The organism is Leclercia sp. AS011 (assembly GCF_037152535.1).
GTDB lineage: Bacteria > Pseudomonadota > Gammaproteobacteria > Enterobacterales > Enterobacteriaceae > Enterobacter.
Genome location: NZ_JBBCMA010000001.1, coordinates 1,420,140 through 1,444,787, shown reverse-complemented (window position 1 = coordinate 1,444,787; position 24,648 = coordinate 1,420,140). Strand labels below are relative to the sequence as shown.

The following is a 24,648-nucleotide window of genomic DNA, read 5'->3' as shown; positions in this document are numbered from 1 at the left end:
ATTGCATTATTTAGGCAATAAAAAACCCCGGCTATTAACCGGGGTTGATTTAAAAAAGGATTATTTGGTCACGGTGCCTTTTTTCAGGTTCACCAGAGAGCCGTCCTGACCAGTAACAGCCCAATCCAGATCCGCGAACACACGCAGACACACGCCACCGTTTCGAGCTTCGGTATATGGATCCACGTCCAGAGACAGGCCAGCCCATTCACCGATGGTGATGCCGGAGAAGTCACCCGCGATCATGTGAGCGCCGTCGAAGATACCGCTTGATGCAATCGGACGACCGCACAGCAAGTTATCATCACCAACCAGATAGATACCCAGGCTGTTAGCGTCTTTCAGGATGCCTTTCAGTTCTGCCAGGGTTGCGCCTTTCATAGCGAAGCTGATAGCGGATTCTGGTACACCACGGTCAACCATCGCCGCGATAGTCGCGAGGAAATTCTTGTAATCCCAGTTAGCAGTACCGGTTTTCAGATCAGAAATCTGAGTGATCAGGGATTTCGGAGCGTTAGCCAGATCGGTAGCGCCGAACATAGCTTTTTCCAGAGCGATAGCGGAGTTACGAACCAGATCAGAAGCAATACGCGCCTGAATACCTGGGGTAGTCAGCAGGGTACGACGGTTGATTACGGTTTCACCACCGAAGGTTTTCGGGGTCAGAGAAACGTTATCATATGCACCTTTACCGCCTGGAACGTCTTCACCTTCCGCGATGAAACCGAAGCTATCAACAGCGGTTGATTTCTGACGTGGAACCAGTACGGAACGATCCTGTAGCCCGGTCAGGGTCTGAACACCCAGTTTACCGATCAGAGATTGCTGCATGAGGAGTTCCACGAAGGAATCCATACGCATATCATCGACCTGAATTTTATCAGCGCTTGCGGAAGTCTGAGCGTATGACGGAGCCGCACGGAGCGCACTTACCGGAATATGGATAGCGGAAGCAGAACGACCTGCGCCACGGGCTTTACGTTCGCCTTCCTGATGGTATTCGAGTTCAGCACCAGTCAGCGGAGTACCTTCCACGCGGGAGCGAATTGCTTTACCCAGATCGAAGCGCTGTTCCAGAGTTTTGATGGTATCTTTTTTAATTGTCATTACATTGCGTACCTTATTTTTTTTGATGGAACGTTTTCCGCGTTCTTCGATAATTTCCATTACGGCTTCCGCAACTGCGGCAATATCGACGGCTTCAACAACTTGTTCGTCTACTTCGTCGCGTTCTTCTTCTTCTTCGGTAATTTCGGCTTCAACTTCCTCAACTACTTCTTCAATTTCTTCTTCTGCGTTTTCCAGCAGTTCAATTTCGTCTTCGGTCTGACGTTTCTGGCGTTTGGTCATGGTTTTAATCTCTTGTTTAATTGATTTGGGCGAATTGCCTCGTTTGAATATATTTAGGGAGCCATTTTCGGAACGGACTAGAAATGCATTCGGGTCGGCGGGTACTGTTACGAAAGAAATTTCGTTAACACTCCATCGATCAACCAGAATCAATTTGTTTTCGTCGTCAATTGAATAAGAATCGAGTGAGTACCCGAAACTAATATTTGAAATGGTTCCTTCGCGAACTTTGGCGGCGATTTCATTTGCCAAATTCCCGACTTTAGAAAATCTTACTTTTGCGTAACCTGCTTTTTCATCAATATCGATAAACGCAGAACCAGGAACAATTATCCCTAAGTGCTGATCGTAATCGTGGTTGAATAAAAGACTTGCTACGCCATCATTGAGGCGCGATAAATCAGCGTTATCCTGGGATCCGTGTAAAAGAACTTCACCGTATACAGCGGGGTCGCCGTATTGGTCGTATATTTCGCGGGGTACTGGATATTCTGAACTGAAACGGACTTTGAAAATTAATTCACCTGTTTCGTTGTCCGTTTCAACCTGTAGATCTCGCGCCGCAATATTTAAATTACGGCGTAATTTCATTTTTAATCCTCTTGCGGATTTTCCTGATTGGCACTGTTATTTAGAGAGGTTTTTTCAGCGGGTTTAAAATCATCTTCGGCAATTGCTAAATCTACCTTGTCTGGATCCAGCCCCATTTCCTCGATTACCTGACGGCGTGAAACAAGTCCGTTTTCAATCATCAGGATTTTGGATTTGATTTCTTTTTCGGGGTCAACGTTTTTAACTTCTGGTTTAATCCAGGTCGTATCAAACATCGCTTTGTTTACCGGAACTTCTGCAATTTGTTCATCAACAAGATTCTGTAGGAATTCACGGTATACACGGGTAAGAACGGTATTGATTAAACGGCGCTGTAAGGCGCGGTAGCGGGATTGTTGCATCAAGTCACCGAATCGGGCGCTTGAGTAGTTAACCCCGGTGATATCGCCTGTTAGAGCCTGTTTAAAGCAACCCAGCCCCATAGCGATCACCGACTCAATTTTGTTTACCCATCCGGTAAACTCTTGCGCCTGGGTATTAGCCTGAACCGATTTGATATCCTGACCTGGATTTAGAAGGTTGATGGTTCCCGGCGAATATTCCGCGATTAGCTCTTTATCTTCTTCGTCGTCTTCAAGAAGATCGTTTGATTTATCCTGAGTGATAAACGCCATTGAACTAGCAGCTACACGCGCCTGAATAATCGAGGTGTGAACGTATGCATCAAGTTGGGAAACGGTTTTAATCACTGGAACGAAATCAGAAATACCGCGTAACTGGTCGATTTGTTTCGGTTCAAAATAGTGGATCACTTCTTCCGCGTCGTATTCAACGTAATCGTAAGTTTCCGTTTGGGTCATGAGGTCAACCCTTTTAAACCAGTAACTTAACGGCTTCATGGTGCGTTCGTCGTAGGTGATACCCGATTTAATTACGCGGTTATCGTCTAAACGGGCATCGTGGGTGATGTCGCAACGGTTAGCCGGGATCATTTCGAGTTTCAGATCGCCGTCTTCACGGTGCATGATAATGAATACTTCACCGTCGATAATTCGTTGCCGTTCGACCAGTTGACAGAATTCATAGAAATCAAACTGACCGTTGAGTGATACACGTTCTTTATTTTCTGACCAACGGTAAAAGAGCTTATCCAGCATCAGGTTGGTTCGTTTATCGAGTTCGCCTGTTGGTAGGGTCATTTGTGTACGAGGGAATAAGCCAGTACCAACAACGTTGTCTACGGTCATTTGTGCGTACCTGGCACCGAACGGGTTTTCCATTGCCAGATTTCGACAAACATCAATTAACCGCTGGTGTGCGGAACGGATCTGTTTGTTAATGTTGCCGTGGAATACTCCCCGGTTTTCATCTAACCGATCACCGATACTTTCAGATAAACCCATTGAACGACTGTTTAAATCTTCTTCGAATTTGCGAACATCTGAATCAATGATCGCTTTCTTTTTCCAAAATAGATGGCGGTTTCGTGGTTCTTGTTTGGCCTGTTTTCGTTTAAACAGGTTTTTAAAATTCCATCCCATGTTTAACCCCTGTTTAATTTAAGTTTGATTTGTTTGAATGGTGCTTTACCTTTTTTACGATTTTCTTTTTGAATTGCCGCGTTAAGCTGTGAGCGCAAAGAATCGCCTAAAAGAACTAATTCGTTCAGGGAGGTGTAAACCAGTGTTTTGTTGTTAATGGATAGGCTTTGTAATGCACCGTTATCATCGTTTAATTTTGCTTCGATGACTTTATCAACGGCGTTTATTTGCCTGCGTAAAGTATCGATACGGCTTTCTGGTGCGAATACACTTAAAACACGGATAGGCTGTAATGAACGAAGTACACCGTTATGGTTGAAGATCACAATGGTGTATGAACCTAGCGGGAATTTATCGGTGTGTTGTAATACTGGGTTGTCGATTGCTGCGACGGTTTCGAAAAATATTTCTTGGTCGTTGCCAATCTGGATTTTATCGCCCTGGACGCATTCGACAGGCAATAATTGTCCTTGCCTTAAAATGATTTCTTCTAATTGTTGCATGGTAAAAACCCCATAATGTTATATGGGGTATTTATGGTGGATTTAAAAACCGGATATCCAACCGGATTTTTTACGGGGTCTTGAAACTGGTGATCTTCGGGTAGGTTTTGAGATAGGTCGAGATTCTTTCTCTATGGGGTTTTCAGCGGGGTTTTGTTCAGGGGGTACGTCTGGGTTGGTTTTATCGGTAACGGCGTTCAGGCGTTGTTTAAACGCTCTTAGCTGTTCCCATTTAGCCGACTTCAACACTAATAATCTTGCGCATAATCCATACCCGAAACAGTCCAATCCTTCGTTTCGTTCTTTCCCTTTTTTGAGTGTCCATCGAACTGCATTACCAACCCGTTTCAATTCTTCGGATAGAACCTGTTCTGAATAATCATCAGGAACAGAACTTGAAATAACGAGTTTGGTCGGTGCATCACCTTTTAAATTACGTGCGATCATTTCACGAACAACACCTTTAGCGTTATTGACACCCAAAATATAAACTTCCTGACCGCCAACCTTAGAAACCTTCTGCGGGATCATCGGGGCATCGGCTGCGGAAGCACCTTTGATCGCGTGAAGTTTATTCCAGCGGTTACAGTTCGCGTACACAGTGGTTGTTGCTTTACCGTTTGAACTGTCCAGGTTAGCCCATAGCAAAGGAACTTTGTCACCGGATACCGTTCTGAAATCGGATCTGAGGAAATTGATCAGATTGGTGTAAGCGGGGGAGTCACGGCGTTCACAATCGAGGTCATAGAAACTACGATGATCCAAAACGTAAATTGTTTTTTCAGCAATCCCTAACAGGGTGTTTTCTAATCGGTCTTTCTGTTGGTCGCCACCAGCTACCAGGAATAGAACATCATCAGGAATATTCGTAACCGATACTGAATCAGATTTAAGTTTTTCGAGTTGGTCAATTTCTATATCGGCGTTTAAGTCGTCGAACGTTTCGCCCAGACAGGTGTTATACCAGGTTCCTAATGAAAAACTGTTGTAAGCGTCTGCGTAATCCTGAACACACTGTTTAATCGTGCTTAACGGGCTGTACAGGCGACTTATATGAAAACCGATACTGTTAGCGCCTGGATTGCTTGCGATGAACTGTCCACCAGCTACCGCGCGTAAACGGTCGCCTTCTGTCCACGGTTGTGAACATTCAGAACAGCAGTATTTAGCACTAACGGGATCCGGGGTCTTTTTCCCTTCACGGTGAACCCATTCGAACTTAACGTTTTCCCATTTCATGATCTGCTTATGCTGGCAATGAGGACAGCTAACCCAGAAAAACCGTTTATCCGATTGTTCGAAGTGCTTCGAAATAGCACCTTCTTTAGTGGTCGGGGTTGAGCTGAGGATCACCAAAGCTTCATCGCCAAAAGTGGTTGTTCGCTGTTCTGCCAGGAGTACCGGATCCCCTTCATCTGATTCTGCGGCTGCGTCGATTTCATCGAGTAACGCGGTTGCAAGGGTTTTCCCACGAAGGTGTGAAGGGGAGGTTAACGACATCAGATAAAGGAACGTTCCATTACGTAGCTGGATCTGACTCATGTTGTTTACTGCGTCTCGGTCGTTCTTGTCTGTAACGAGTTCAGCGACGACAGGAGAAGCGGCGATAGCGGGTTTAACCTTACCCGCGATCCACTGGTTTAATTCGCGTGTGGTTGACTGTAGAGCGCCTATGTTGTGGCCTGAGTGAACCATCTTGTAAAACATCGTTGCGTTCAGCAGTGTGGTTTTTGCTACCTGTGCAGAAGTCTTGAAAACAATCTTTTTCCTACCTTCGGTGATTGCATCAAGCATCTGTTTTTGAAAACTGAACAATCGCATTTTTTGCCCTGCATTGGGGCCATCGGTAAGAATTAGATTTTGTTCAGCCCAATCACTCGGATTTAATACAGGAGGCGGGATCATAAACATCGCGCCTTTTTCGAAAATTAGTTTTAGCTTGTCGATATTCTTCATCGTATTACCTCTGAATTATTTATCAGAGGCGGATCCGTTCAGGTGTTCGCGGTATTTCTTCTTGAAGATATCAATCAATTGTTCCCGGCTATAAGTTCGGTCTACGTCTGCGCCAGCGGAAAGGAGTTCTTTGATCATTTTTTCTTTGGTGAATTTGGCGAACTTCTTAGATTGGTCATTAACATAGTTCTGGTGAATGGGGTTGTTCGAATGATCCTCGCGCCAATATCGGGAAAGTTGTTCGAGTACATCAGCGAAATCAACTTTGTTCCGGTATCCGGCGCGGTACATGATGTTTAGACATCTTCCCTCGAACGTATTGCAAGAAGCGCACAGCAGCCCCCGAACGTTCCCGGTGAAGTGGTTATGATCCAAACAAGCCTTGTTCACAGATTCGAGCGGTAGACGGCATATGGCGCATTTACCTTGCTGGTCGGTGAATAGCTTCTGTTTGAAATCGAGTGCAGTTTTTTGGGTGAGTACAGCCATCAGGAAATTTCCTCTTTGTGATGGCTGTATTTAGGATCAGAGTTTTGGTGTGGTAATCACGACGGAGTTGTCAACGTATCTAGATTTTGCTTCTGCTTCGGTTATCTTCATATAAGCACCCAGTTGCTGGAGGTCAACAGAGGGAGATCTTTCTAATAATTTCAAAAAAACATCTGAATTGTTTTTATAACCTCTGAGTATGACATAGTTCTTTAGATATTTTTTATTCAATATTCCGTTTGTTTGTAGAGGGAAGTTGATCATAAAATCATTCAAAGTTTCCAACAAATCATCAATCATAGTTATAAGGTTTTCAGTCAAATCAATATATTTTATTTTTGTGGTTTCATCTAATAAGTTATATGCATCTTCAATGCTTACTTCACCTTTAGCACCCGAACCTGAAATAAGTGGCGCTAACTGCCGATGTATTTCATCAACAAGTCCGTTCCTAATATTTAAAATATTAACAAGCAAATTGAAATTATTGAATGTTGATACGTAGGATGCAAAATCCAGCCATGGATTTTTTACAATGTCAGTATTTTTTGTATAGATCAACTGCGCAAGTTCATTAGTTGGGATCCTAACAGGTTCTAAGTTGGACGGCATCGATGGAATACTTAAGGCACGTTGCATAGGATTTGAACCCAGTTTTACAAAGTAGTTTTTCTTTGTGGCAATTAGATTACCCTGCATAGTTTGCATTTTAAGGACAATTGAGTTCAAAGTATCTGCTTTCATCCGTTCATTCTTCGCAGCCTCCTGAAACTGATAACCCCGGATCGCTATAAAATATGCCGTGATAGCTGAAAGTATGACCACGAAAACAGGCATAATGTAATCTTTGAAAACATTCGGTTGGTTGGCTTGGTTTACAACATCCGTTAACTGGTTTATCGCAATTACGATAGAGAAAGGGTCAAATGGTTTCATGATGGTGTCCTTAGTTGGCTACCTCGATTTTATCCTTACGCTGTTCTCCGCACCAGTGTTAGCATTAAACACCCTCCCGGCTGGTTTTGGGGTTTGTGGTTTGTTTGTTCCGGCTGGGAGGGATTGAAAGGATATGCATTTATATTGAATGATTATGCATTTTCAAAATTCAAAAAGTAAGGTTAGATGGCTGGGAACCCGCATTCCTTCGTTAAAAAAGTAAGGTTAGATCCTCTGAGAACCCCGGTATCACTGGGTTTGCTCTCTATAATATATAAGTAATTCACTGAATATAACTATTCATATAATGAATAATAAAAAAGAAAGATCACGGTGCGAAGCACCGACCGCGAAGCGGCAACGTAATACTACGTAATCTATGAAGAGATCTAAATTTAATTACTTCGAAGTGATCAAGGTTAGTGAGTTTACGTATTGATAGTAGTTAAAGGTTAGCATCTGCGGCTTCGCCTTGATGCCCTCGCTACGCTCGTGATCTCGAAGTGATATGTTCTTAGTTAGTAAACCGTTCAAATGATGTGTGTGTTAAACCTTTTCATAATTCATTTCAAGTTTTTGAGTAAAAATAAATTTGCAAGTTTTTTCTCATTTAAATTTGATTTCTTTTTTCTACTCGGTAACATGGATCTTGTTCGGTACAGAGTAGTTCTAAATAGTATCGAGATTAAAACTTGAAGATTGCAGTTATCAGATCGATTCTATTCAGGATTGATTAATAAATGTTCGAACGAATCAATAAACATATCGATTTCTTTGATATAAATCAAAGTTTATATATCACTGTTTAATATGTGTACGAAAATTACATAAACTGACAAATCACTCTATAAATAATACGTAACAAGAAAAAGTTAATCTTGTTCCGATAGCCTTCGGGCTTTTTTTATCCATAAATAAAAATTTACTGAGAACTGAAATAATGAAACTTGATATCAAAAAGACAAAAGAATTAGCACCACTTTGGATTAATGCAACCCGACCGGAAAAAATGGAATTGCTCAAACAGTATGGTGTTACCGAAAAAACTGTATATAACGCTTTTCGACGCTACAACATAATCATTACCACTTCTAGATCGTTGGCTTGATTCTGATGTAAAAAAGCCCCAGCGGTTAGGCTAGGGCAATGAGTAGTAAACCTTGTGAGGTATATATAATGAAAACAGTAAACTTCAATCTTATTTATAAGGGTTCAAAACATGAACACATTAAACGTAGTAGTAAACAACAGCTTTAACACTTCCGCAGTAATGGCAAACAACCAGCCTGTAATGATGAGTTCCAAAGAATTAACCGAAGTGATCAACCAGTACAAGGATCATGAGAAAGTACCGAATGAGATTAAACACGGTACAGTTATTCGTGCCATCGACACGATGTTGAATAACTTAGGCCATGACACAAATTTGTGTCATGAGAAAAATCAACAACTTACATTAATACCCGGCGTCATTGTTGTAACTGACTATCGCGGATACAAACAAGAATATTTGTTAGACAAAAAACATTCGCAATGTCTGGTTGGTGGATACAGCGCCGCGATCCGAATGGGTGTGATCGAACGTCTGGAAGAATTGGAAGCGCAACAGAAACCAGCTTTTGCAATCCCGCAGACTTTCGGAGAAGCGCTAATGTTAGCGGCTAAACTGGAAGCGGAACGGGTTCAGTTGGAATTAGAGAACAAAGAAAAAGAACAGTTGCTAATCCAACAGGAAACAGAACATGAAACCTTTATGGATATGTTCTTTGATGAAGATAAAGCCATCAAGATTAGAACGTTCGCAAAAATTACCGGGGTATTCGGTGAAAAACAAATGTTCGAATACCTGCGTAATTCTGGCGTGATGATGCACAGTAACGGGAACGAACCATACCAGCAATATATGAAACATTTCTTGATTCGAGGTGTACGCAATACACCACTGTTGAAGTGTTCAAGTGCAAAATGGTTATTAACCCGAATGGTTAAAGATAATCTAATTTCAGCATCTAAAAAAGAATGGTGCATCGAAGAGATCAAAGCGAAATATTCAAACGATCTTGATGCCGCATTAGCCGCCGCGATGTAAAAACAAAAAGCCACTGCGTCAACAGGGGCTTCATGAGGAAAATATAATGTCAAAACAACTTACTAACTGATAGTGGTATTACGAGTACCACTAATAATTACAACAAAGGTATTCGAATGAAATTCAATTTACGTATTAAAGACGGTCACAGCTACTACAACGACCGCCCTTGTTACTATTATATCAATAGTACAAATAAGGATTCAATTGAACAGGTAACTTCTTTATCACCTGTATGTATTTATGGCGAGTCTTTCAAAGATGTTAAAAAGAACATCCGTACTGAATATAAGAAAGAAAACAACCCGCAATTAGAAATGACCGCCGCGCTTAAAGTTCGCTTCTCTGCAATTGAAAAGAAGATCAACGAACTGATGATGCCGGGAGAATCAATCTACCGCGTTTATTTCCACTTCAATAACGCAATGAGTAAACCGATGGTGATCGTGTGCTTAGGAGTTCATACAGGCGCAATGACAGGCATTGAACAGGGTAGGGTAATCATCAGTTCAGTTGATTCCGTAATCGAAGAGAACCACTTCGTTCATGGTAATCGTTGCGATTACTACCAGGGGCAATGGAACTATCACAGAAGTAATAACGACAAATATTTTATTAACATTGATTGTACAAAACGAGAATACGAAAAACCGTTAGCGTACAGAGGGAAATAATGATGACAGAAGAAAAGAAAATCTTTGTAAGAATCGGGCAGACCTACCAGAGCAAACACGGTGAATTTGAGGTTGTAATGATTGCTGATGCCCGAAACCTGATTGTTGAATTCAAAGATACTGGTTCTCTTGTTAAGAGTACCGTTTACCGGATCAGGCAAGGAACAGTTAAGGATCCAGCGAAAATCCGCAAGCGTAAGGTTAAAGCCGATGTCGAATGAAGATGTCAAACGGAACCGCGCTGAATCGCTCGTAGGCGCGTTTTTTGAAGTGAACGATGGAATGATCGAGGTTATCCAGTACAACTCAAACAAGCGGGTTCTGGTGCGTTTCTGTGAGTCCGGGTATACCACGTTCTGTACGATGATCAACATCAGAGCAAAACAGGTGAAGGATAAGTTTAAAAAGACCGTTTGCGGAGTTGGCTATATCGGTGATGGGTGTACGGTCAAAGGAGACGAACGAGCGAAGCTGTACCATGTATGGCGGAACATGCTGATCAGACTTACCGACCGGGTAAAGTTTCCAACGTATGCAACCGTTGAGCTGGATCCATCGTGGTACTGCTTTAGCAACTTCGCGAACGACGTGATCAGATTACCCGGCTATGAACGGTTCATGACTGAGAAAGAAATCTCTCTGGATAAAGATATCTTGTCAGGAGAACGTAAACGGTACAGCCCGGAAACGTGCCAGTGGATCTCAAAAGGAGACAACACCCGGATCATGGTTCAGGAACGGGAACAGAAGAAACGTAACCAACTCAAACAACGCAACCAGTATGAAAACGTTCATCAGGTACAATGGTAATAAAAAAGCCCCTACGGTTAAGCAGGGGCTAAAGGTAAGAGATGTCTAAGGCTCTTATTTAACTGGTTCGGTTACTTCTTCGAATTCGGGTTCAGGGGCTTTCGCCTGCATCTGGTTTAGCTGTTCAGCGTACTGGTTAGCCAGGTTCAGATAATACTGCTTGGTTGCATTAGCACGGGCAAGCATCGAAACAAGGTTATTGTTGTCCTGTTCCATCTGGTTGATAGTTGCCTGGTACTGCTGGATCTGCTGTTGGATTTCTTGATTCATTGTTTTCTCTCTGAGATAAAATTAAATTAGGGAAGGAAATTGTTTTCCTGATGCATCTATTTATACGTTGAAAAATTCGGGTTGTTCGTTATCTGTTTCTGAATCTTCAAATGAACCTTCGTTAATATCCACTGGATCAAGTCCATCATCAGAACTAAGGATATCGATATCACTAATATCAGAACTAGCGCTTTCATTACTTGTAGTAAAGTCGGTATGTCCATCTTCGGTATCCTCGGAATGTTGAGTAATTAGGGGATCATTCAAAAATTCGGCTTCTTTCATCGCCTGCCCGATTTCTGTTAATCGTTCAGTAATGATTTCGGTTAATTCTTTCTTGAGTGTTCGGGTATCGGTAGCGGCTTCTAACAGTTGTTGGGTTTGCGTATTAGGGATCTGGAGCATACTGGTACGAACCATACTCGAAAATTTAGAAATGCTGGATTCGACCAGTTGAACAGGGATTAACGTTCCGGCTGTTTCCCGCGCTTTCATTTCCATAATTTGGGCTTCTGCGTTAAGTCTGCGTAGCTTCGCCAGATCCATCAGTTCCTTGTTATCGACTTCGCGTAACGGGGTGATGATGTTCTTTACAACCCATTCAGTAATTTCCGGTTCACGGAACTTTCGTTTGTCTGTACACCAGCACTGGTTAGCGCCTCGTTCCATCCAGTTCGTTACCGACTTAAGGTCGAACCCGTACCGCTTCGCCAGTTGGGATTTTGTCGTATATTCCACGTAATTTTCTCTCTATATTTTACGTAACTTTGTACGTTTATTTATAACGAAAATATTTGAGGGAATTCTGAACAATCGAAACAAATGTAAACCTGATGTTATATTATCGAAGAAGTTTTGATTCGGGTGATAGGTTTCACCGATAGGACAGGACTCATTCTAAAAAGATATACGTGTTAAAAACAACGCCGTTTCGAAATTACGCAGTTTTCAATCGGTCGGAAGGAACCTAAAAATATTTTTTTTGAAAACAGAACCCCGATTGCATGGGGTTCTACATAAGCTATTGATTTAATTTTACCCGTGATCCTTAACTTCATATTTATTTGCAATTAATTGCATTGTTCTTTCCATACCTTGATAAACGGTTGCATCAGTAATATTCAGCTTCGCAAGTTCCTTCATAATCCCATCTTTATTTTTGATTACAAATCTATCAACTTTAAATTCTTGCGTATCTTCTGAGATTTCATCTGAAACCATTTCCGGGAAAACAGCATCGTTTCCGAAAAGCAAAAAGGCACCTGATTGTGAAGATATTCGCTCATTGCTAACGCGACCTTTAACAAAAATTATTTTCTCAAGATCTGTTGGGATTATGGCATTATCGAAATATGGTTTTTCACCTCTAATATGTTGAACGAGTTTTTTACAAGCATCTATTCTATTAAATTCTTCTGTACTAATTTTAAAATCTAGTTCCTTTTTCTGATTATCACTAAGCATTGATAAATTTGCTATGCAACTCACAGTGTCAGAATCAAAATATTTAATTTTCTCTCTATTGGTTTTGAATATAATAACATGCCCATCAATTTCATTTTTGCTTTCATCATATTTGATGCTGTTACAAGCAAAGTATAATGCGATCAGTGGGTTGGAAGTAATATCCAATAAACGTGTTGGAATGCCGTAGTGCTGCATTCTTACCAACTTGTCTAACATGGTTCTATCATCACTAAATTCACTTGGTCTCGCTGTTAATGCCTCTCTGACTAAACTAGCCTCACTATTCAAATGTTTATAAACTCCATTTATTTTAGTTTTCCTGAATAAAGATGGAGCGAGTTCATATGATGCATCGGAATGCCCACGGTAAAATATCTCTTCATTTTCGTTTGAGACTTGTTCAAGTACATATTTTAGAAATGTTTGAACATCACTTATTTCTTTGTAGTTATGTTGTTCATCTGGAAGCGCTGGTTTCAAAAGCTCAACAGTGTTGACTGCCTGAAAACCAATACGCCTCATCGTTTCTTCGAGGTCTTTATCTTTTACGCCCCAGTGAGTACGGTTAAGCCCAAACCCTCCTAGTTCCAATATATGTTCAACTTCACTTTTATGAAGTATTTCATGTCTAGGATATTTCTGGGTGATTTCATAATGGAAGTGGATATCTTTTTTGTATATTTTTAGATTTGATATTTTACCAACGCGAACATCTACAAACTCATGCCATGCATCATTAATATACTCGCTATAGCTTTCAGTCATGAATAGCACTGGTAATGCTTCTAAAACTAAAAATGCTGTCTCATTGAGTGGTGTTAATTTTTGTCTGATCTCCTCGGACGTATTTTCAAACATTCTAGATACTGAAAAATTAGCTTCTCCTCGATCATGTTGAAACATCGGCCAATATTCGAATACATCAGGACTACCACCCATGATTAAATTAAACATATTTATGCCTTAAGGATGTTAACAATAAACGCTGACTTTAGATCATCTTACTGTACAGTGTGATCACATACTATTCAAACACCCACTCTATAGATTTAGATCTCCTACACAAAATTTACCTCCTTTACTGAGAGGTGCTGATATAGATCATTTAGCTCACACGGCTTCATTCTTTGTTGATTACTTTTATATCTAACCCAATAAAAAAGCCCCCGTTAGGAGGCTTCTGGTTAGTCGGTCGGTTATTCGGTTAACTTGTCGATTATCGTCGGTTCGTGTTTGGTTCGTTCCTGGTGTTCTTTGAGGAACTTCTCACGGTCGATCATGATTTCGATATGAGAGTGCATCACTAAACCTTCGGACTCTAGCAACTGTTCGTTGGTCACAGTGGTTGAATCAACGTACACCCGGCCTTTAGTCCACGCGGTATCTTTCTTGATAACCAGCTTTTGTGTACGTTCATCCCGGTACGTTACGAAAACATAGTTGTGCGCTGGATCTATTCTCGCACAGTCGATCCGTTTGATTACCGTCTTGATACTCGCCCGGATCTCTAATCGGTCTGGGTTCTGGGTATCGTTGATATCTAGCTTCTTGAACCTATCCCATCCGGCGGTGTTCATTCTGACCATTTGATCATCGTGAATCTGTTTCTGTTTGAGGTAATCAGCTTTCTGGGTTTCCAGTTGGTCAATGGTTTCAGTTAGCTTGTTGATCATCTGGGCTGATTTCGCAGAACCGATAGCAACCATGTAGTTCTGGATCTGTTCATCGATTTCAGCGATCAGGTGTTCAACGCCTGACTGTACCGGGGAGGATTCAACGAACACCCGATCCGCTAACAACTGCAACAGGGCGATTTCTAAGGTACTTGCCCTGAATCCCCATTTATTACAATCCCGGTGTGAATCCCTCGATGAACAAACGTACCTGTAAGCATAAGGATGGTTCTTCAACGTGGATTTCTGCTTGAACATGTGACAACCGCAATGTTTGCAGTACAGAATCCCGATACCCGATAACAAAGGGATCTCTGGGTTCTTCTCTCTGAGCGGGGCGAATGACTTGTTTCCGATCTGGAACTTCAACCGCTCGTATTCGTCCTTTGTCACAATAGCCGGGTAGTAGTCATCAAGGGTGAACGTTTCACCATTAACGTTTATCACCTTCTGGCCGTGGATCGCTGGCTCGATGATCCTTGATGCGTGTTGCATGTTCCACTTACCGCGTGAACGTCCTTCGTTCGGGGCAGGGTGATTTTCATGCAGGTAAGCCAGGATCAACCGGTTCGAATAACCTTTCTGTTTCAGTTCGATCAGCTTCTGCGCGATAGGGTAGTAAACCGGGTGAGGTTTAACGAACCCAGACGACGAATCAATCCACCATTTATCCTGACCTAGTTCCTTTATCGCTACGACCGGATCCCCTGGTTGCCGCTGCTGGTGGCGTTTAATCTTGCTCAACGCACTAGCAACAGTTCGGTGTGATTTAGTTGCTGATTCTTCGTTTGCCCTGCTGAACAGCATCACCGAAAACATCAACTGTTGCAGGGTATCGTTGTTTACATCGGATTCTTTGTAGATCTGGTTATCAATACCAGTGATAACAACGATTCCTTTGAGCAACAGGCTAGTGAACATGTTAACCGCTCTCATTGCGTTAGCACGGGAGAAACGGTCTAAGGATTCGATCAACAGGTACGAACCACGGGGAATTTTGCCAGAATCAACATGCTGGATGAATTCGGATAAAGCCCCTTCGGTTGCGTTCTTCCCTTTGAAAGCTGATACGCCGAAATCTTGATATTCTTCGAAGATTTCAAGATTGTGTTCCAGTGCTATCTTTTTAACCAACTGGTCGATGTTCGATTTCTGACGTTCAACCGATTGCCCTTTTGCCTGCCGTTCCGAACTGAATCGGACGTAACTATATAATCGTGGTTTTTGCATAATTAAACCTACCGAATCAGAAAAGGGGTTATCATTAACCCCTCTGATAATCAAATCCCGATCAATTCACCCGCGTCGATATCAACGGTTTCTTCTGGATATTTTCGCTGTAATGCATTAAACAATTCAATCGAAATATAAGGATTCATACCAACCGAAACCATTGCATCGTTTCCATAACTCGCGTGTTGCGGGAGCATTCGTGCATGAGTAGACCCGATCACTTTCTCGTTAAACTTGAAATCTTTCAATGTTGGACTCGTTCCGATATCCAGTAACACCGAACCAAAAGTTTTACGCGAAACCTTCATAGCCTGGCGCATACGGTCGTTAACCCGGAGCCAATCGTTATGACCTGCGAACACCCGATAAGCACCAATCACCCGGTTAGAATGTTCTAGGAGTAACGCTTGATACTCTTCGTTGATCTCCTTCACCATCTGGAACGTTCGAAGGATTGCCATTTTCACACGGTCGGAGTAGTTCGTAATAACGAACATTGTATGAACCTGATCCAGGTAAAACGTAATAAATCCACGTGAGTTATACGAGAACTCGACACCTTCAATAAGTTTATATTTTGTGTCGATTGTGAACGAGATGTTATCAGCATACTGTAAGGTATGCTGATAACCTTTTGATAACAGTTCATCAAGTTCGGCAACAACAATCCCGTAATTGTTTTTGATCATGGAATGAACAGAACGGTTAATAGTAAACACGCCGATAGATTTACCTTCTTCATTAAACTCGGTAGCCATTTGCGCTATTTCTTGCGTACTCATTACCGCGTTTTTATCTACAGACCCGATCAGATTCAACAGCTTGCGGTGTACATGATTGGTCAAGTTGATATTGAGGTTATCCAGAGGAACAGCATATTTCTGGTTAATTTCGTTCAGTGCTTTCTGCATCAGTTTATTCATTTTCATATTTTTTTCTCTGAAAACAATCAGGGGTGAACGGATTTAATTACTTCCACTCTCCATTAACCCAATTTTTATTAATCGCTGATTGGGTTTCTTTTTCAAAATCGAATCCGTCACATTTAATATCACGGAAGATTTCAGCTTTCTGCCATCCACTCTGCCAGTGCAAAGTAAAATCTGATTTAGGACGAACCCAAATAACCCCGTTGTGGTCAACACGAACACGTTTAATTTTTGCGTTGTAATAAGTATCAACACTTGTACCTAATGCTTTAGTTGGTAATTTAGCAGTACAGATAACGCTAGTTTCTTCCATTTTCCCAGTAAAATGTTTACCTGTATTAGCGCAACCAGACAAAACAACAGCCGCCAACAGAATGGATAATTTGAATTTATTCACTTTAATGTACCTTATGTAATTTTGCCGTGCATGTTATTAAAACGGCGCTAGAGATATCGAGTTTGGTTATTATTCTGTTTAATGAGTTTGACCATTAATTATTTACGTACTTCAACAGCTTTTGTTTACACCAGATCGGTGCAGGCCATCAGAATCAGGAGTACCAGAAGAATCAGTTGGTAACGGGGAACCATCACCGCCCGTCGTTTAGCCTGCATCCCGCACCCCCTGAAAGCTTTTGATTGCCCCCAGAAGGAACCCATCAGAACGGGAAAGCATCAGTTCAGCCATTTCGGAGGATTGGCCTGTAACCTCACAGAACAGCTTTACCTTGTTCTGGTGAGTGGATTCCTCAACCGTTTTAACCAGGTTGTCGTAATCGTTAGTAGAAGCGATTACAGGCTTGATCTCGGTAATAGTGGTTGTGGTAGTGGTTACAACCGTTTCTACCGTGTGAACGATTTCAATTCCCTGATGACGGTGCCACACAGAAACAGCGGCATCGAAAATCCAGTTAATATCACCGTCGATCTGAACAGGGGAGGTGTTGCCAGCGTAAGAAACAATCGAATCAATTTCGTTGTTGATAGCGGTCGCTTCATCAAGAATCTGTGCGTATAAAGTAGCGGCTTTAAGCACATCAGTGGTTTCGCACTCACGCCAGAAAGCAACAAACGCTTTATCGATTTCAACAGCTTCTATAGCTAAAACAGTTTCGAGTTCTGCTTTGATTTTTTCAGAGGTAACACGCGCCCAAATCGCTAAACCAGTTTCAGCGTGAACACGGATAGTTTTAACTTCGTAGATGTTAGCGGAGGTTTTGCGGTAGGTTTTGCCGTTGCTGAGAGTGACAGTGTTCATGTTAACCCCTTGATTAAATTAAGATTCAGGGGATTAAATTGTTATCCCCCGTTCAATGAGGGCCAATTTACTTTAGTGTTCCCGATGGTCACGCCCAGCACCGCCATCACGGTGAAGCCCAGCCCGGTCAGCACGGCGTGAATGAGGTACAGCACCGGGGCGACGAACAGGAACAGGAACTCGATCGGTTCGGTGGTGCCGCCCACCACGCAGGCAATGACGCCGGAGATCAGCAGGCCTTTAATCTTATGACGGTTTTCCGGACGGGCGCAGTGGTACATCGCCAGCGCGGCTCCCGGCAGGCCGCCGAGGAAGGCCGGCATTTTACCCTGAGAGAGGAAGCGGGTGGCGCTCTCGGAGAAGCCGTGGGTGGTCGGGCAGCTCAGCTGCGCCTGGAAGATGGTCAGCGCGCCGCTCACGTCGTGCCCGCACACCTCCATGGTGCCGCCCGCTTCGGTGAAGCGGATCAGCGCCACCAGAATATGCTGGAGGCCAAACGGCAGCAGCAGACGTTCGCCGGTACCGAAAATCATCGGGCCAAAATCACCGGCACTGTTAATGATCCGGCCAATGCCGGTAATGCCCATGGCGAAGACCGGCCAGATCAGCGGGATCACCAGGCCAAACAGACCCATCACCACCAGAGTAACAATCGGCACAAAGCGCGTGCCGCCGAAGAAGGCCAGCGCGTCCGGCAGGCGAATATTGTGGAAACGCTCGTGCAGCATCCAGATGATCACCCCGGCAATCACTGCGCCCAGGATCCCGGTATCGATAGACTGAATCCCGATCACGCTCTGGATGTTGTTGGCTTTCAGCACCGCCGCATCGGTGGTGGGCAGAATGCCTTTCGCGGTCAGCCAGAAGTTAACCGCCAGGTTCATCACCGCGTAGCCAACGAAACCGGCAAACGCCGCCACGCCTTTGTTTTCGCGGGCCAGCCCCAGCGGGATGGCGATACAGAACATCACCGGCAGGAAGCTAAAGGCAAAGGAGCCGACCTTGCTCATCCAGATAAAGATCGCCTGCAGCACAGGGTTGCCGAGGAACGGGATCAGCGTAATGACATCGTGGCTGCTGAGGGAGCTGCCGATCCCCAGCATGATCCCGCAGAAGGAGAGCAGAGCCACGGGCAGCATAAAGGTCTTACCCAGTTGCTGGAAAAATTCCCATAGCGAGATTTTTTGTGCTGCTTTCGCCGTCATAAAACGACTCCTTTATTGTTAAAATAGGTTTACCTGCCTCAGTGCTGCGAGAAGATAAAACGTTTTATCAAAGTTTAGTGCGCGCTAAATCACATTCTCAGGCTTTGGCAAAGAGTATAAAGATAACGTATTGATAAAACGTTTTACCGATCTCATTATCAGGGAGACACGCCACCACATGGCTGTAGCGAAAAAGATCACTATCAATGACGTCGCCCTGGCGGCGGGCGTTTCCGTCAGCACCGTTTCTCTGGTGCTGAGCGGGAAAGGGCGTATCTCGCCCGCAACCGGTCAGCGGGTTAACGAGGCGGTTGAGCAGCTGGGTTTTGTGCGTAATCGCCAGGCCTCGGCGCTGCGCGGCGGGCAGAGCGGGGTGATTGGCCTGATCGTCCGCGACCTCACTTCGCCGTTCTACGCAGAACTGACCGCGGGCCTGACGGAGGCGCTGGAAGCCCAGGGGCGGATGGTCTTTTTACTGCACGGCGGTCGCGAGGCCGATCAGCTGCTTCAGCGCCTCGACATGCTCCTGACCCAGGGAGTGGACGGGGTGATCGTTGCCGGGGCCTCCGGGGTGAGCAATGAACTCTGCGAGCGGGCAGCGGAGAAGGGCGTCCCGCTGGTGTTTGCCTCCCGCGCCAGCTATCTCGACGAAGCCGACACCCTGCGCCCGGACAACATGCAGGCGGCACAAATGCTGACCGAACATCTTATCCGTCGCGGCCATCAGCGGATCGCCTGGCTGGGCGGGCAAAGCTCGTCCCTGACCCGCGCCGAGCGGGTGGGCGGCTACTGTTCGACGCTGATCAAATACGGGTTGCCGTTCCACAGTGAATGGGTGGTGGAGTGTGGCTCCAGCCAGAAGCAGGCGGCAGAGGCGATCGGGGCCTTACTCCGCGCCAGCCCGACCATCAGCGCCGTGATTTGCTATAACGACGTGATTGCCATGGGGGCCTGGTTTGGCTTGATCCGCGCCGGACGTCAGAGCGGCGAAGGCGGGGTTGAAACCTTCTTTGGCCATCAGGTGGCCCTTGGTGCCTTTGCGGATGTGTCAGAAAACGCGCTGGACGATCTGCCTATCGTCTGGGCGACCACTCCGGCACGGGAGATGGGCTACACCCTGGCAGATCGCATTATGCAGCGGATTGAGAAATCAGACGTGCAGGCCGGGCATCAGATTGTCTCCGCCCGCTTAGTCACGGTGAAATAGCCTCAGGCTCCTGGCGTGAGCGGGTTCTGCACCAGCCGCGCCTCCAGCGCCTCGACAAACTTACGCACCTTAGCCGGGATCAGCCGCGAAGTCGGATAAACGGCCCAGACGGCAAGGGCTTCCGGTTCGGCGTCCGCCAGCACAATCCGCTTAAGCTCGCCCCGGGCAATAGCGGGACCCACGTACCAGCGGGATAAGTTGGCGATCCCCATTCCCCCCTGGCAGGCCTCAAAGATCGCCTCAATGGAATTCGCTGAAAATCGCCCGGATACCTTTTTTCTGCTCCGCTGCCCGGCCTGCTCAAACCACCAGTGGGTGGTATCAGAGGTGGTCAGGCAGCTGTGCGTTGCCAGATCGCTGAGCGTTTGCGGATAGCCGTTCGCCGCCAGATAGTCAGGGCTGGCGCACAGGTCGCGGGGATTGTCACACAGGCGATGGGCAACCAGCCGGTTGTCCCGCAGCGGGGCGATACGTAACGCCACGTCGATGCCTTTCCCGACAATATCCACCTGCTCATCGGTGGCGAGCAGATCGACCTGCAGGGCCGGATGCTGGCGCATAAAGTCGGGCAGCAGCGGGGCGACGATCTTGCGGCCAAACGCCGCCGAGGCGGTGATACGCAGCCGCCCGGAGAGGTGGGCACCATCGGGAAACAGGTCGGCCAGGGCATTGGTTTTATCTTCCAGCAGCGCCTGGGCATGGGGCAAAAAGACCTCGCCGTCGCTGGTGGGTGACAGGGAGCGCGTGGTGCGATGCACCAGCCGGACCCCCAGCTCCGCTTCCAGGTTATTAAGGCATCGCGACGCTGCCATAGCGCTCATCGAGAGCCGACGCGCGGCTCCCGCCAGGCTACCCGCTTTTATCGCTTCAACGAACACTTCCACATCCTCCAGCCGCATTATCTCGCTTCCCGTTATACTGGCGTATCAAATTACACATCTACACTAATTATCGTTATAGCGCCATAGTCACTTCACATCCTGATAAACAGTGAATTCGGAGTGACGATGAAAAAGATGACCACGGTGTTAGCCCTCAGCAGCCTGTTTTTAGTGAGCAACGTCTGGGCTGATGCCCCCGCGCAGGTGCGCCAGCAGGTGCCAGGGTATTACCGCCTGGCGGTAGGGCAAAATGAGGTGACGGCGCTTTTCGATGGCTACAACGATCTCTCGCCTGGGCTGCTAAAAGGGCTCTCCGCGGACAAAATCCGCGAACTGCTGGCGCAACATAAGATTGATGCCGAGCGCATGCCCACCTCCTTTAACGCTTTTCTGGTGAATACCGGTACACATCTGGTGATGATTGACAGCGGGGCGGGCCACTGCGTGCCGCAAACCGCAGGGCAGTTAATTCCCAACATGGAGGCCTCCGGGTATCGGCCTGAGCAGGTGGATACCATCTTCCTGACCCACCTCCACCTGGACCACGTCTGCGGCCTGAGCGATGCCTTGGGTAAGGCGCTGTTCCCCAATGCCACCGTCTGGGTGCCGCAGGGGGAAGCCGATTACTGGCTGGATCCGGCCAAAGAGGCCAGCGCCCCGGCCAATGCAAAAGAGTATTTTGCTATCGCCCGGCACGCCCTGGCCGCCTATAAAGCAGCCGGAAAGCTGAAAACCTTCGTGCCGCCGGCCTCGCCGATCCCCGAAGTCCAGACCACCTATGCCGTCGGCCACACCCCTGGCAGCACGGTGTATCGGTTTGCCTCAGAAGGAGAGGCCATCAACTTTATCGGGGATCTGATCCACGCCCCGGCCGTGCAGTTCCCGCATCCGGAAGTGTCGATTCGCTTTGACGTGGATGCGAAGAGAGCCACCTCATCCCGCGGCCAGGAATTTAATGCCCTGGCGAAAGATGGCGAGTGGATGGCGGCAGCGCACCTGGCCTTCCCGGGTATCGGACACATTACCCCTGAGTCTCAGGGCTACAGCTGGAACCCGGCGATCTACGGCCCGTATCAACGTGCAGCCAATGTGCCGCTGCTGAAATAAGACGAGGAAAGCACAATGAAAAGTTACACTGTAACGGCTAATGGCATTCGTCAGTTTGTGGTTGAGGAGGGGGAAGGTGCTCCGGTGATCCTGCTCCACGGTTTCCCGGAGACCAATTACGCCTGGCGCTATCAAATTCCGGTTCTGTCTAAACACTACCGGGTAATTGCGCCGGATTTGCGCGGCTACGGCGAGACCGATAAGCCCGCCTCCGGCTACGATAAACGCAACATGGCGCGGGATATCCGGGAGCTGATGCGCGCCCTGGGGCTGAACAAAGTAGTGCTGGTGGGGCATGACCGCGGCGCGCGTGTCGCCACCCGCTTTGCGAAAGATTATCCCGAGCTGGTGGATCGCCTGGTGGTGATGGATAACGTGCCCACCCGTATCGTGGCGCGGGATCTGAACGCCTCTATCGCCCGCGCCTACTGGTTCTTCCTGTTCCATCTGGTGCCGGATCTGCCGGAAGCCCTGATTGCAGGTCGGGAGCATATCTGGCTGCGCCATTTCTTCTCAGACTGGACCTTCGATCCCTCGACCATCAGCGGCGAGGCGTTTGATACCTATGTCCGCGCTTATCAGGCCCCCGGTGCCGTGCGCGGGGCGATGGCGGACTATCGCGCCAACGCCGAGGATGTGGCGCAGGATCTGGCCGACGCGGAGGTTAAAATCGCCTGCCCGGTGCTGTCCCTGTGGGGCAATGACTTCCACGCCGTGGGTAAGCTGTTCGATATGCAGAGCGTCTGGGCGGAGATGGCGGACGATCTCCGGGCTTATGCCATCGAAGAGTGCGGTCATCTGCCCCAGGAGGAACAGCCTGAGAAGGTAAACGCCCTGCTGATGGATTTCCTGACCGGCTGGAAAGGATGATTGGCAATAAAAAACCCCTCCGCAGAGGGGTTTTGCTGTTTACTGCTGCGGAACGGCAGGCGCTGGCGCAGGAGCCGGCACCGCCGGTGCGGCAGGCTCGTCCGGGACAGCAAGGTTCAGCGTCGGAACACCAAACATGCCGACAAACTCTTCCAGCGGCATTTTCTGGCCGTTGAGCGTCACCTGACCGTTGCTGTACTGCAGGCTGGTGCTGATGACGTTATCTTCCACGGTGGTGATACGGAACATCTGGCCCATCGCCGCCAGGCCTTTCACCTGCTGGCTGGCCAGTTTACCGGCGTCATCCTCGTTATAACCTTCCAGCTTCGCAATCTGGGTCATGAACTCGGTCGCCATGTCCATCGGGATGGTCAGCTTGCTCTCCAGCGATTTCACGCTGCGATCCACTTCCTGGGCCAGAGTCTGGGCTTCACCCGTGGCGGTGGCCGGATCCTTCAGGAACAGGGAGAGGTTAAAGTTGGTCTCGCCTTTGCTGTTTTTCCAGCTCAACGGTGCCAGAGTAACCACCGGCTCGCCTTTGAGCAGGATCGGCAGGTTGCTGAAGAAGGCTTCCGCCGCTTTCTGCTGATACAGGGCCGGGTTTTCCATCAGGGTTTTATCCGCCAGCAGCGCCTGGCTCTGGGCGCGATACTGCTGACTGAACTGGTGCCACGCCTGACCGTCGATATTGCCGATTTTCAGCGTCAGCTTGCCGGTACCCAGATCCTGATTCTGCACTTTCAGGCTCTTCAGGCTGTAATCCACCTGGCTGTTAACGCTTTTGCCGTCTTTCGACAGCTCAGCCTTACCGTTCAAATCTGTCCCTTCCAGCACCGCCATCTCTTTGCCTTCAATGGCGATAGCCAGCTTATCGAGCGTGAGCTTCTGATCGCCGATCCGCTCGTCAAAGTCGGTCAGGCGGCTGTTGCCGTCGGTTTTCAGGTTGTTGAAGGTCAGTTGCACCTTCTGACCGTACTCGTTCACCGCATTCACCAGGCCGCTGGCCGCTTCACCTTTCAGGGAGAAGCTCTTGCCATCGCGATCGGCGTCCAGCTGGAAATTACCGCCGCTGAAGGCCACTTTCTCGTCACCATTCTCGTAATTCAACGCCTTCAGCGCCAGATCGGTGCTGGTATCACCGGCATAGCTGATACGGGTATTGGCTTCGAACGGGGATTCATTCTTCGCCAGATCGAACAGCGGTTTAGAGGCTTCGTTGTTCACCAGCGTCGATTTTACCGAGGCCATAGACGGGATCAGGTTGAAGGTCTTCAGCTGTGCCAGAGGGAAGGGACCATGGTCCACCACCTCGTTCAGCACCAGGCTCTGTCCTGGCTGCAGCCACGGGTTCTGGGTGCCAGCAACCGGTTTAAGTACCAGCTGCAGATGGCTTTTGAACAGACCGCGCTGGTAATCCTGATAGCTCAACTCCAGCCCGGCTTCCGGTGCGCTGCGCTTAAGTTCGCTGTTCGCCTGCGCCACCATCTCTGCCAGATGGCTCTCCAGCTGTTTCCCGGTGTACCAGGAAGCTCCCGTCCAGACCACCCCTAATGCAACAATAACGCCTGCAGCTATAACCGATTTCTTCATCGTGATTATCCCTAAAATGAAACCGAGCGGTGAAAACCGCCCGGTGAGGTCATAAGAT

22 protein-coding genes and 1 pseudogene are annotated in these 24,648 nt (G+C 46.8%); 7 read left to right on the top strand and 16 right to left on the bottom strand.

The window, feature by feature from the left end; genetic code table 11:
- Positions 1 to 60: 60 nt before the first annotated feature.
- Genes WFO70_RS06705 through WFO70_RS06680 form a run of 6 tightly spaced genes read right to left on the bottom strand, consistent with a single transcriptional unit; the run spans position 61 to position 7,327 of the window.
- Positions 61 to 1,941, bottom strand: coding sequence for a phage major capsid protein (locus WFO70_RS06705; RefSeq protein WP_337015291.1), 1,881 nt, complete (start codon positions 1,939 to 1,941; stop codon positions 61 to 63).
- 2 nt (positions 1,942 to 1,943) lie between these two features.
- Positions 1,944 to 3,443 carry a phage portal protein gene (locus WFO70_RS06700; protein WP_337015290.1) on the bottom strand — a complete coding sequence of 500 codons (1,500 nt, stop codon included), beginning with the start codon at positions 3,441 to 3,443 and terminating at the stop codon, positions 1,944 to 1,946.
- A 2-nt stretch (positions 3,444 to 3,445) separates the two neighbouring features.
- Positions 3,446 to 3,946: a hypothetical protein gene (locus tag WFO70_RS06695; protein WP_337015288.1), complete on the bottom strand. Its 501-nt coding sequence runs from the start codon at positions 3,944 to 3,946 to the stop codon at positions 3,446 to 3,448.
- Between the two features lie 42 nt (positions 3,947 to 3,988).
- Positions 3,989 to 5,902 (bottom strand): terminase gpA endonuclease subunit, encoded by a 1,914-nt coding sequence (locus WFO70_RS06690; protein WP_337015287.1) that lies wholly within the window; start codon positions 5,900 to 5,902, stop codon positions 3,989 to 3,991.
- Between the two features lie 15 nt (positions 5,903 to 5,917).
- Positions 5,918 to 6,391 carry an endonuclease domain-containing protein gene (locus WFO70_RS06685; RefSeq protein ID WP_337015286.1) on the bottom strand — a complete coding sequence of 158 codons (474 nt, stop codon included), beginning with the start codon at positions 6,389 to 6,391 and terminating at the stop codon, positions 5,918 to 5,920.
- A 36-nt stretch (positions 6,392 to 6,427) separates the two neighbouring features.
- Positions 6,428 to 7,327: a hypothetical protein gene (locus tag WFO70_RS06680; RefSeq protein ID WP_337015285.1), complete on the bottom strand. Its 900-nt coding sequence runs from the start codon at positions 7,325 to 7,327 to the stop codon at positions 6,428 to 6,430.
- Between the two features lie 1,219 nt (positions 7,328 to 8,546).
- On the opposite strand from WFO70_RS06680, the gene WFO70_RS06675 reads away from it, so the two are divergent.
- From WFO70_RS06675 to WFO70_RS06660, 4 genes are all read left to right on the top strand, one after another.
- Positions 8,547 to 9,416: a phage antirepressor KilAC domain-containing protein gene (locus WFO70_RS06675; protein ID WP_337015283.1), complete on the top strand. Its 870-nt coding sequence runs from the start codon at positions 8,547 to 8,549 to the stop codon at positions 9,414 to 9,416.
- Positions 9,417 to 9,532: 116 nt separating this feature from the next.
- Positions 9,533 to 10,090 (top strand): hypothetical protein, encoded by a 558-nt coding sequence (locus WFO70_RS06670; RefSeq protein ID WP_337015282.1) that lies wholly within the window; start codon positions 9,533 to 9,535, stop codon positions 10,088 to 10,090.
- Positions 10,090 to 10,311, top strand: coding sequence for a hypothetical protein (locus WFO70_RS06665; protein ID WP_337015281.1), 222 nt, complete (start codon positions 10,090 to 10,092; stop codon positions 10,309 to 10,311). Before WFO70_RS06670 ends, WFO70_RS06665 begins: the two co-directional genes overlap by 1 nt.
- Entirely contained in the window at positions 10,301 to 10,900 is a 600-nt protein-coding gene (locus WFO70_RS06660; RefSeq protein ID WP_337015279.1) for a hypothetical protein, read from the top strand. Before WFO70_RS06665 ends, WFO70_RS06660 begins: the two co-directional genes overlap by 11 nt.
- A gap of 54 nt (positions 10,901 to 10,954) precedes the next feature.
- Here the strand turns inward: WFO70_RS06660 and WFO70_RS06655 are convergent, their stop codons facing one another.
- From WFO70_RS06655 to malX, 8 genes and pseudogenes are all read right to left on the bottom strand, one after another.
- The gene (locus WFO70_RS06655; RefSeq protein WP_337015278.1) at positions 10,955 to 11,170 is read right to left on the bottom strand and encodes a hypothetical protein; all 216 of its coding nucleotides are present in this window, start codon (positions 11,168 to 11,170) and stop codon (positions 10,955 to 10,957) included.
- A gap of 60 nt (positions 11,171 to 11,230) precedes the next feature.
- Entirely contained in the window at positions 11,231 to 11,908 is a 678-nt protein-coding gene (locus WFO70_RS06650; RefSeq protein ID WP_337015277.1) for a hypothetical protein, read from the bottom strand.
- Positions 11,909 to 12,205: 297 nt separating this feature from the next.
- Positions 12,206 to 13,591: an FRG domain-containing protein gene (locus WFO70_RS06645; protein ID WP_337015276.1), complete on the bottom strand. Its 1,386-nt coding sequence runs from the start codon at positions 13,589 to 13,591 to the stop codon at positions 12,206 to 12,208.
- A 242-nt stretch (positions 13,592 to 13,833) separates the two neighbouring features.
- On the bottom strand, positions 13,834 to 15,540 hold the full coding sequence (locus tag WFO70_RS06640) for a recombinase family protein (RefSeq protein WP_337015275.1): 1,707 nt from the start codon (positions 15,538 to 15,540) through the stop codon (positions 13,834 to 13,836).
- A 50-nt stretch (positions 15,541 to 15,590) separates the two neighbouring features.
- On the bottom strand, positions 15,591 to 16,472 hold the full coding sequence (locus tag WFO70_RS06635) for a hypothetical protein (protein WP_337015274.1): 882 nt from the start codon (positions 16,470 to 16,472) through the stop codon (positions 15,591 to 15,593).
- Positions 16,473 to 16,512: 40 nt separating this feature from the next.
- The gene (locus tag WFO70_RS06630) at positions 16,513 to 16,869 is read right to left on the bottom strand and encodes a hypothetical protein (RefSeq protein WP_337015273.1); all 357 of its coding nucleotides are present in this window, start codon (positions 16,867 to 16,869) and stop codon (positions 16,513 to 16,515) included.
- Positions 16,870 to 17,076: 207 nt separating this feature from the next.
- Positions 17,077 to 17,730 (bottom strand): hypothetical protein, encoded by a 654-nt coding sequence (locus WFO70_RS06625; RefSeq protein ID WP_337015272.1) that lies wholly within the window; start codon positions 17,728 to 17,730, stop codon positions 17,077 to 17,079.
- A 65-nt stretch (positions 17,731 to 17,795) separates the two neighbouring features.
- Positions 17,796 to 18,935, bottom strand: a pseudogene (malX, locus tag WFO70_RS06620) (PTS maltose transporter subunit IICB); the annotation flags it as partial.
- 178 nt (positions 18,936 to 19,113) lie between these two features.
- On the opposite strand from malX, the gene WFO70_RS06615 reads away from it, so the two are divergent.
- The gene (locus tag WFO70_RS06615; protein WP_337015271.1) at positions 19,114 to 20,142 is read left to right on the top strand and encodes a Mal regulon transcriptional regulator MalI; all 1,029 of its coding nucleotides are present in this window, start codon (positions 19,114 to 19,116) and stop codon (positions 20,140 to 20,142) included.
- Positions 20,143 to 20,144: 2 nt separating this feature from the next.
- Here WFO70_RS06615 and WFO70_RS06610 read toward each other — a convergent pair whose 3' ends face one another.
- Positions 20,145 to 21,041 carry a LysR family transcriptional regulator gene (locus WFO70_RS06610; RefSeq protein ID WP_337015270.1) on the bottom strand — a complete coding sequence of 299 codons (897 nt, stop codon included), beginning with the start codon at positions 21,039 to 21,041 and terminating at the stop codon, positions 20,145 to 20,147.
- Between the two features lie 108 nt (positions 21,042 to 21,149).
- On the opposite strand from WFO70_RS06610, the gene WFO70_RS06605 reads away from it, so the two are divergent.
- Together WFO70_RS06605 and WFO70_RS06600 are read left to right on the top strand one after the other, a co-directional pair.
- Positions 21,150 to 22,130 (top strand): MBL fold metallo-hydrolase, encoded by a 981-nt coding sequence (locus tag WFO70_RS06605; protein WP_337015269.1) that lies wholly within the window; start codon positions 21,150 to 21,152, stop codon positions 22,128 to 22,130.
- A 15-nt stretch (positions 22,131 to 22,145) separates the two neighbouring features.
- Entirely contained in the window at positions 22,146 to 23,000 is an 855-nt protein-coding gene (locus tag WFO70_RS06600) for an alpha/beta fold hydrolase (protein WP_337015268.1), read from the top strand.
- Positions 23,001 to 23,039: 39 nt separating this feature from the next.
- Here the strand turns inward: WFO70_RS06600 and WFO70_RS06595 are convergent, their stop codons facing one another.
- Positions 23,040 to 24,590, bottom strand: a complete 1,551-nt coding sequence (locus WFO70_RS06595; RefSeq protein ID WP_337015267.1) for a YdgA family protein — start codon at positions 24,588 to 24,590, stop codon at positions 23,040 to 23,042.
- Positions 24,591 to 24,648 lie beyond the last annotated feature (58 nt).

Excerpts from the sequence above, each read along its gene's own strand:
- WFO70_RS06610 (WP_337015270.1), bottom strand. The coding sequence starts at position 21,041 with ATGCGGCTGGAGGATGTGGAAGTGTTCGTTGAAGCGATAAAAGCGGGT.
- WFO70_RS06705 (WP_337015291.1), bottom strand. The coding sequence starts at position 1,941 with ATGAAATTACGCCGTAATTTAAATATTGCGGCGCGAGATCTACAGGTT.
- WFO70_RS06645 (WP_337015276.1), bottom strand. The coding sequence starts at position 13,591 with ATGTTTAATTTAATCATGGGTGGTAGTCCTGATGTATTCGAATATTGG.
- WFO70_RS06640 (WP_337015275.1), bottom strand. The coding sequence starts at position 15,540 with ATGCAAAAACCACGATTATATAGTTACGTCCGATTCAGTTCGGAACGG.
- WFO70_RS06690 (WP_337015287.1), bottom strand. The coding sequence starts at position 5,902 with ATGAAGAATATCGACAAGCTAAAACTAATTTTCGAAAAAGGCGCGATG.
- WFO70_RS06675 (WP_337015283.1), top strand. The coding sequence starts at position 8,547 with ATGAACACATTAAACGTAGTAGTAAACAACAGCTTTAACACTTCCGCA.
- WFO70_RS06605 (WP_337015269.1), top strand. The coding sequence starts at position 21,150 with ATGAAAAAGATGACCACGGTGTTAGCCCTCAGCAGCCTGTTTTTAGTG.
- WFO70_RS06680 (WP_337015285.1), bottom strand. The coding sequence starts at position 7,327 with ATGAAACCATTTGACCCTTTCTCTATCGTAATTGCGATAAACCAGTTA.
- WFO70_RS06700 (WP_337015290.1), bottom strand. The coding sequence starts at position 3,443 with ATGGGATGGAATTTTAAAAACCTGTTTAAACGAAAACAGGCCAAACAA.
- WFO70_RS06600 (WP_337015268.1), top strand. The coding sequence starts at position 22,146 with ATGAAAAGTTACACTGTAACGGCTAATGGCATTCGTCAGTTTGTGGTT.
- WFO70_RS06695 (WP_337015288.1), bottom strand. The coding sequence starts at position 3,946 with ATGCAACAATTAGAAGAAATCATTTTAAGGCAAGGACAATTATTGCCT.
- WFO70_RS06670 (WP_337015282.1), top strand. The coding sequence starts at position 9,533 with ATGAAATTCAATTTACGTATTAAAGACGGTCACAGCTACTACAACGAC.
- WFO70_RS06685 (WP_337015286.1), bottom strand. The coding sequence starts at position 6,391 with ATGGCTGTACTCACCCAAAAAACTGCACTCGATTTCAAACAGAAGCTA.
- WFO70_RS06665 (WP_337015281.1), top strand. The coding sequence starts at position 10,090 with ATGATGACAGAAGAAAAGAAAATCTTTGTAAGAATCGGGCAGACCTAC.
- WFO70_RS06655 (WP_337015278.1), bottom strand. The coding sequence starts at position 11,170 with ATGAATCAAGAAATCCAACAGCAGATCCAGCAGTACCAGGCAACTATC.
- WFO70_RS06595 (WP_337015267.1), bottom strand. The coding sequence starts at position 24,590 with ATGAAGAAATCGGTTATAGCTGCAGGCGTTATTGTTGCATTAGGGGTG.
- WFO70_RS06660 (WP_337015279.1), top strand. The coding sequence starts at position 10,301 with ATGTCGAATGAAGATGTCAAACGGAACCGCGCTGAATCGCTCGTAGGC.
- WFO70_RS06625 (WP_337015272.1), bottom strand. The coding sequence starts at position 17,730 with ATGAACACTGTCACTCTCAGCAACGGCAAAACCTACCGCAAAACCTCC.
- WFO70_RS06635 (WP_337015274.1), bottom strand. The coding sequence starts at position 16,472 with ATGAAAATGAATAAACTGATGCAGAAAGCACTGAACGAAATTAACCAG.
- WFO70_RS06615 (WP_337015271.1), top strand. The coding sequence starts at position 19,114 with ATGGCTGTAGCGAAAAAGATCACTATCAATGACGTCGCCCTGGCGGCG.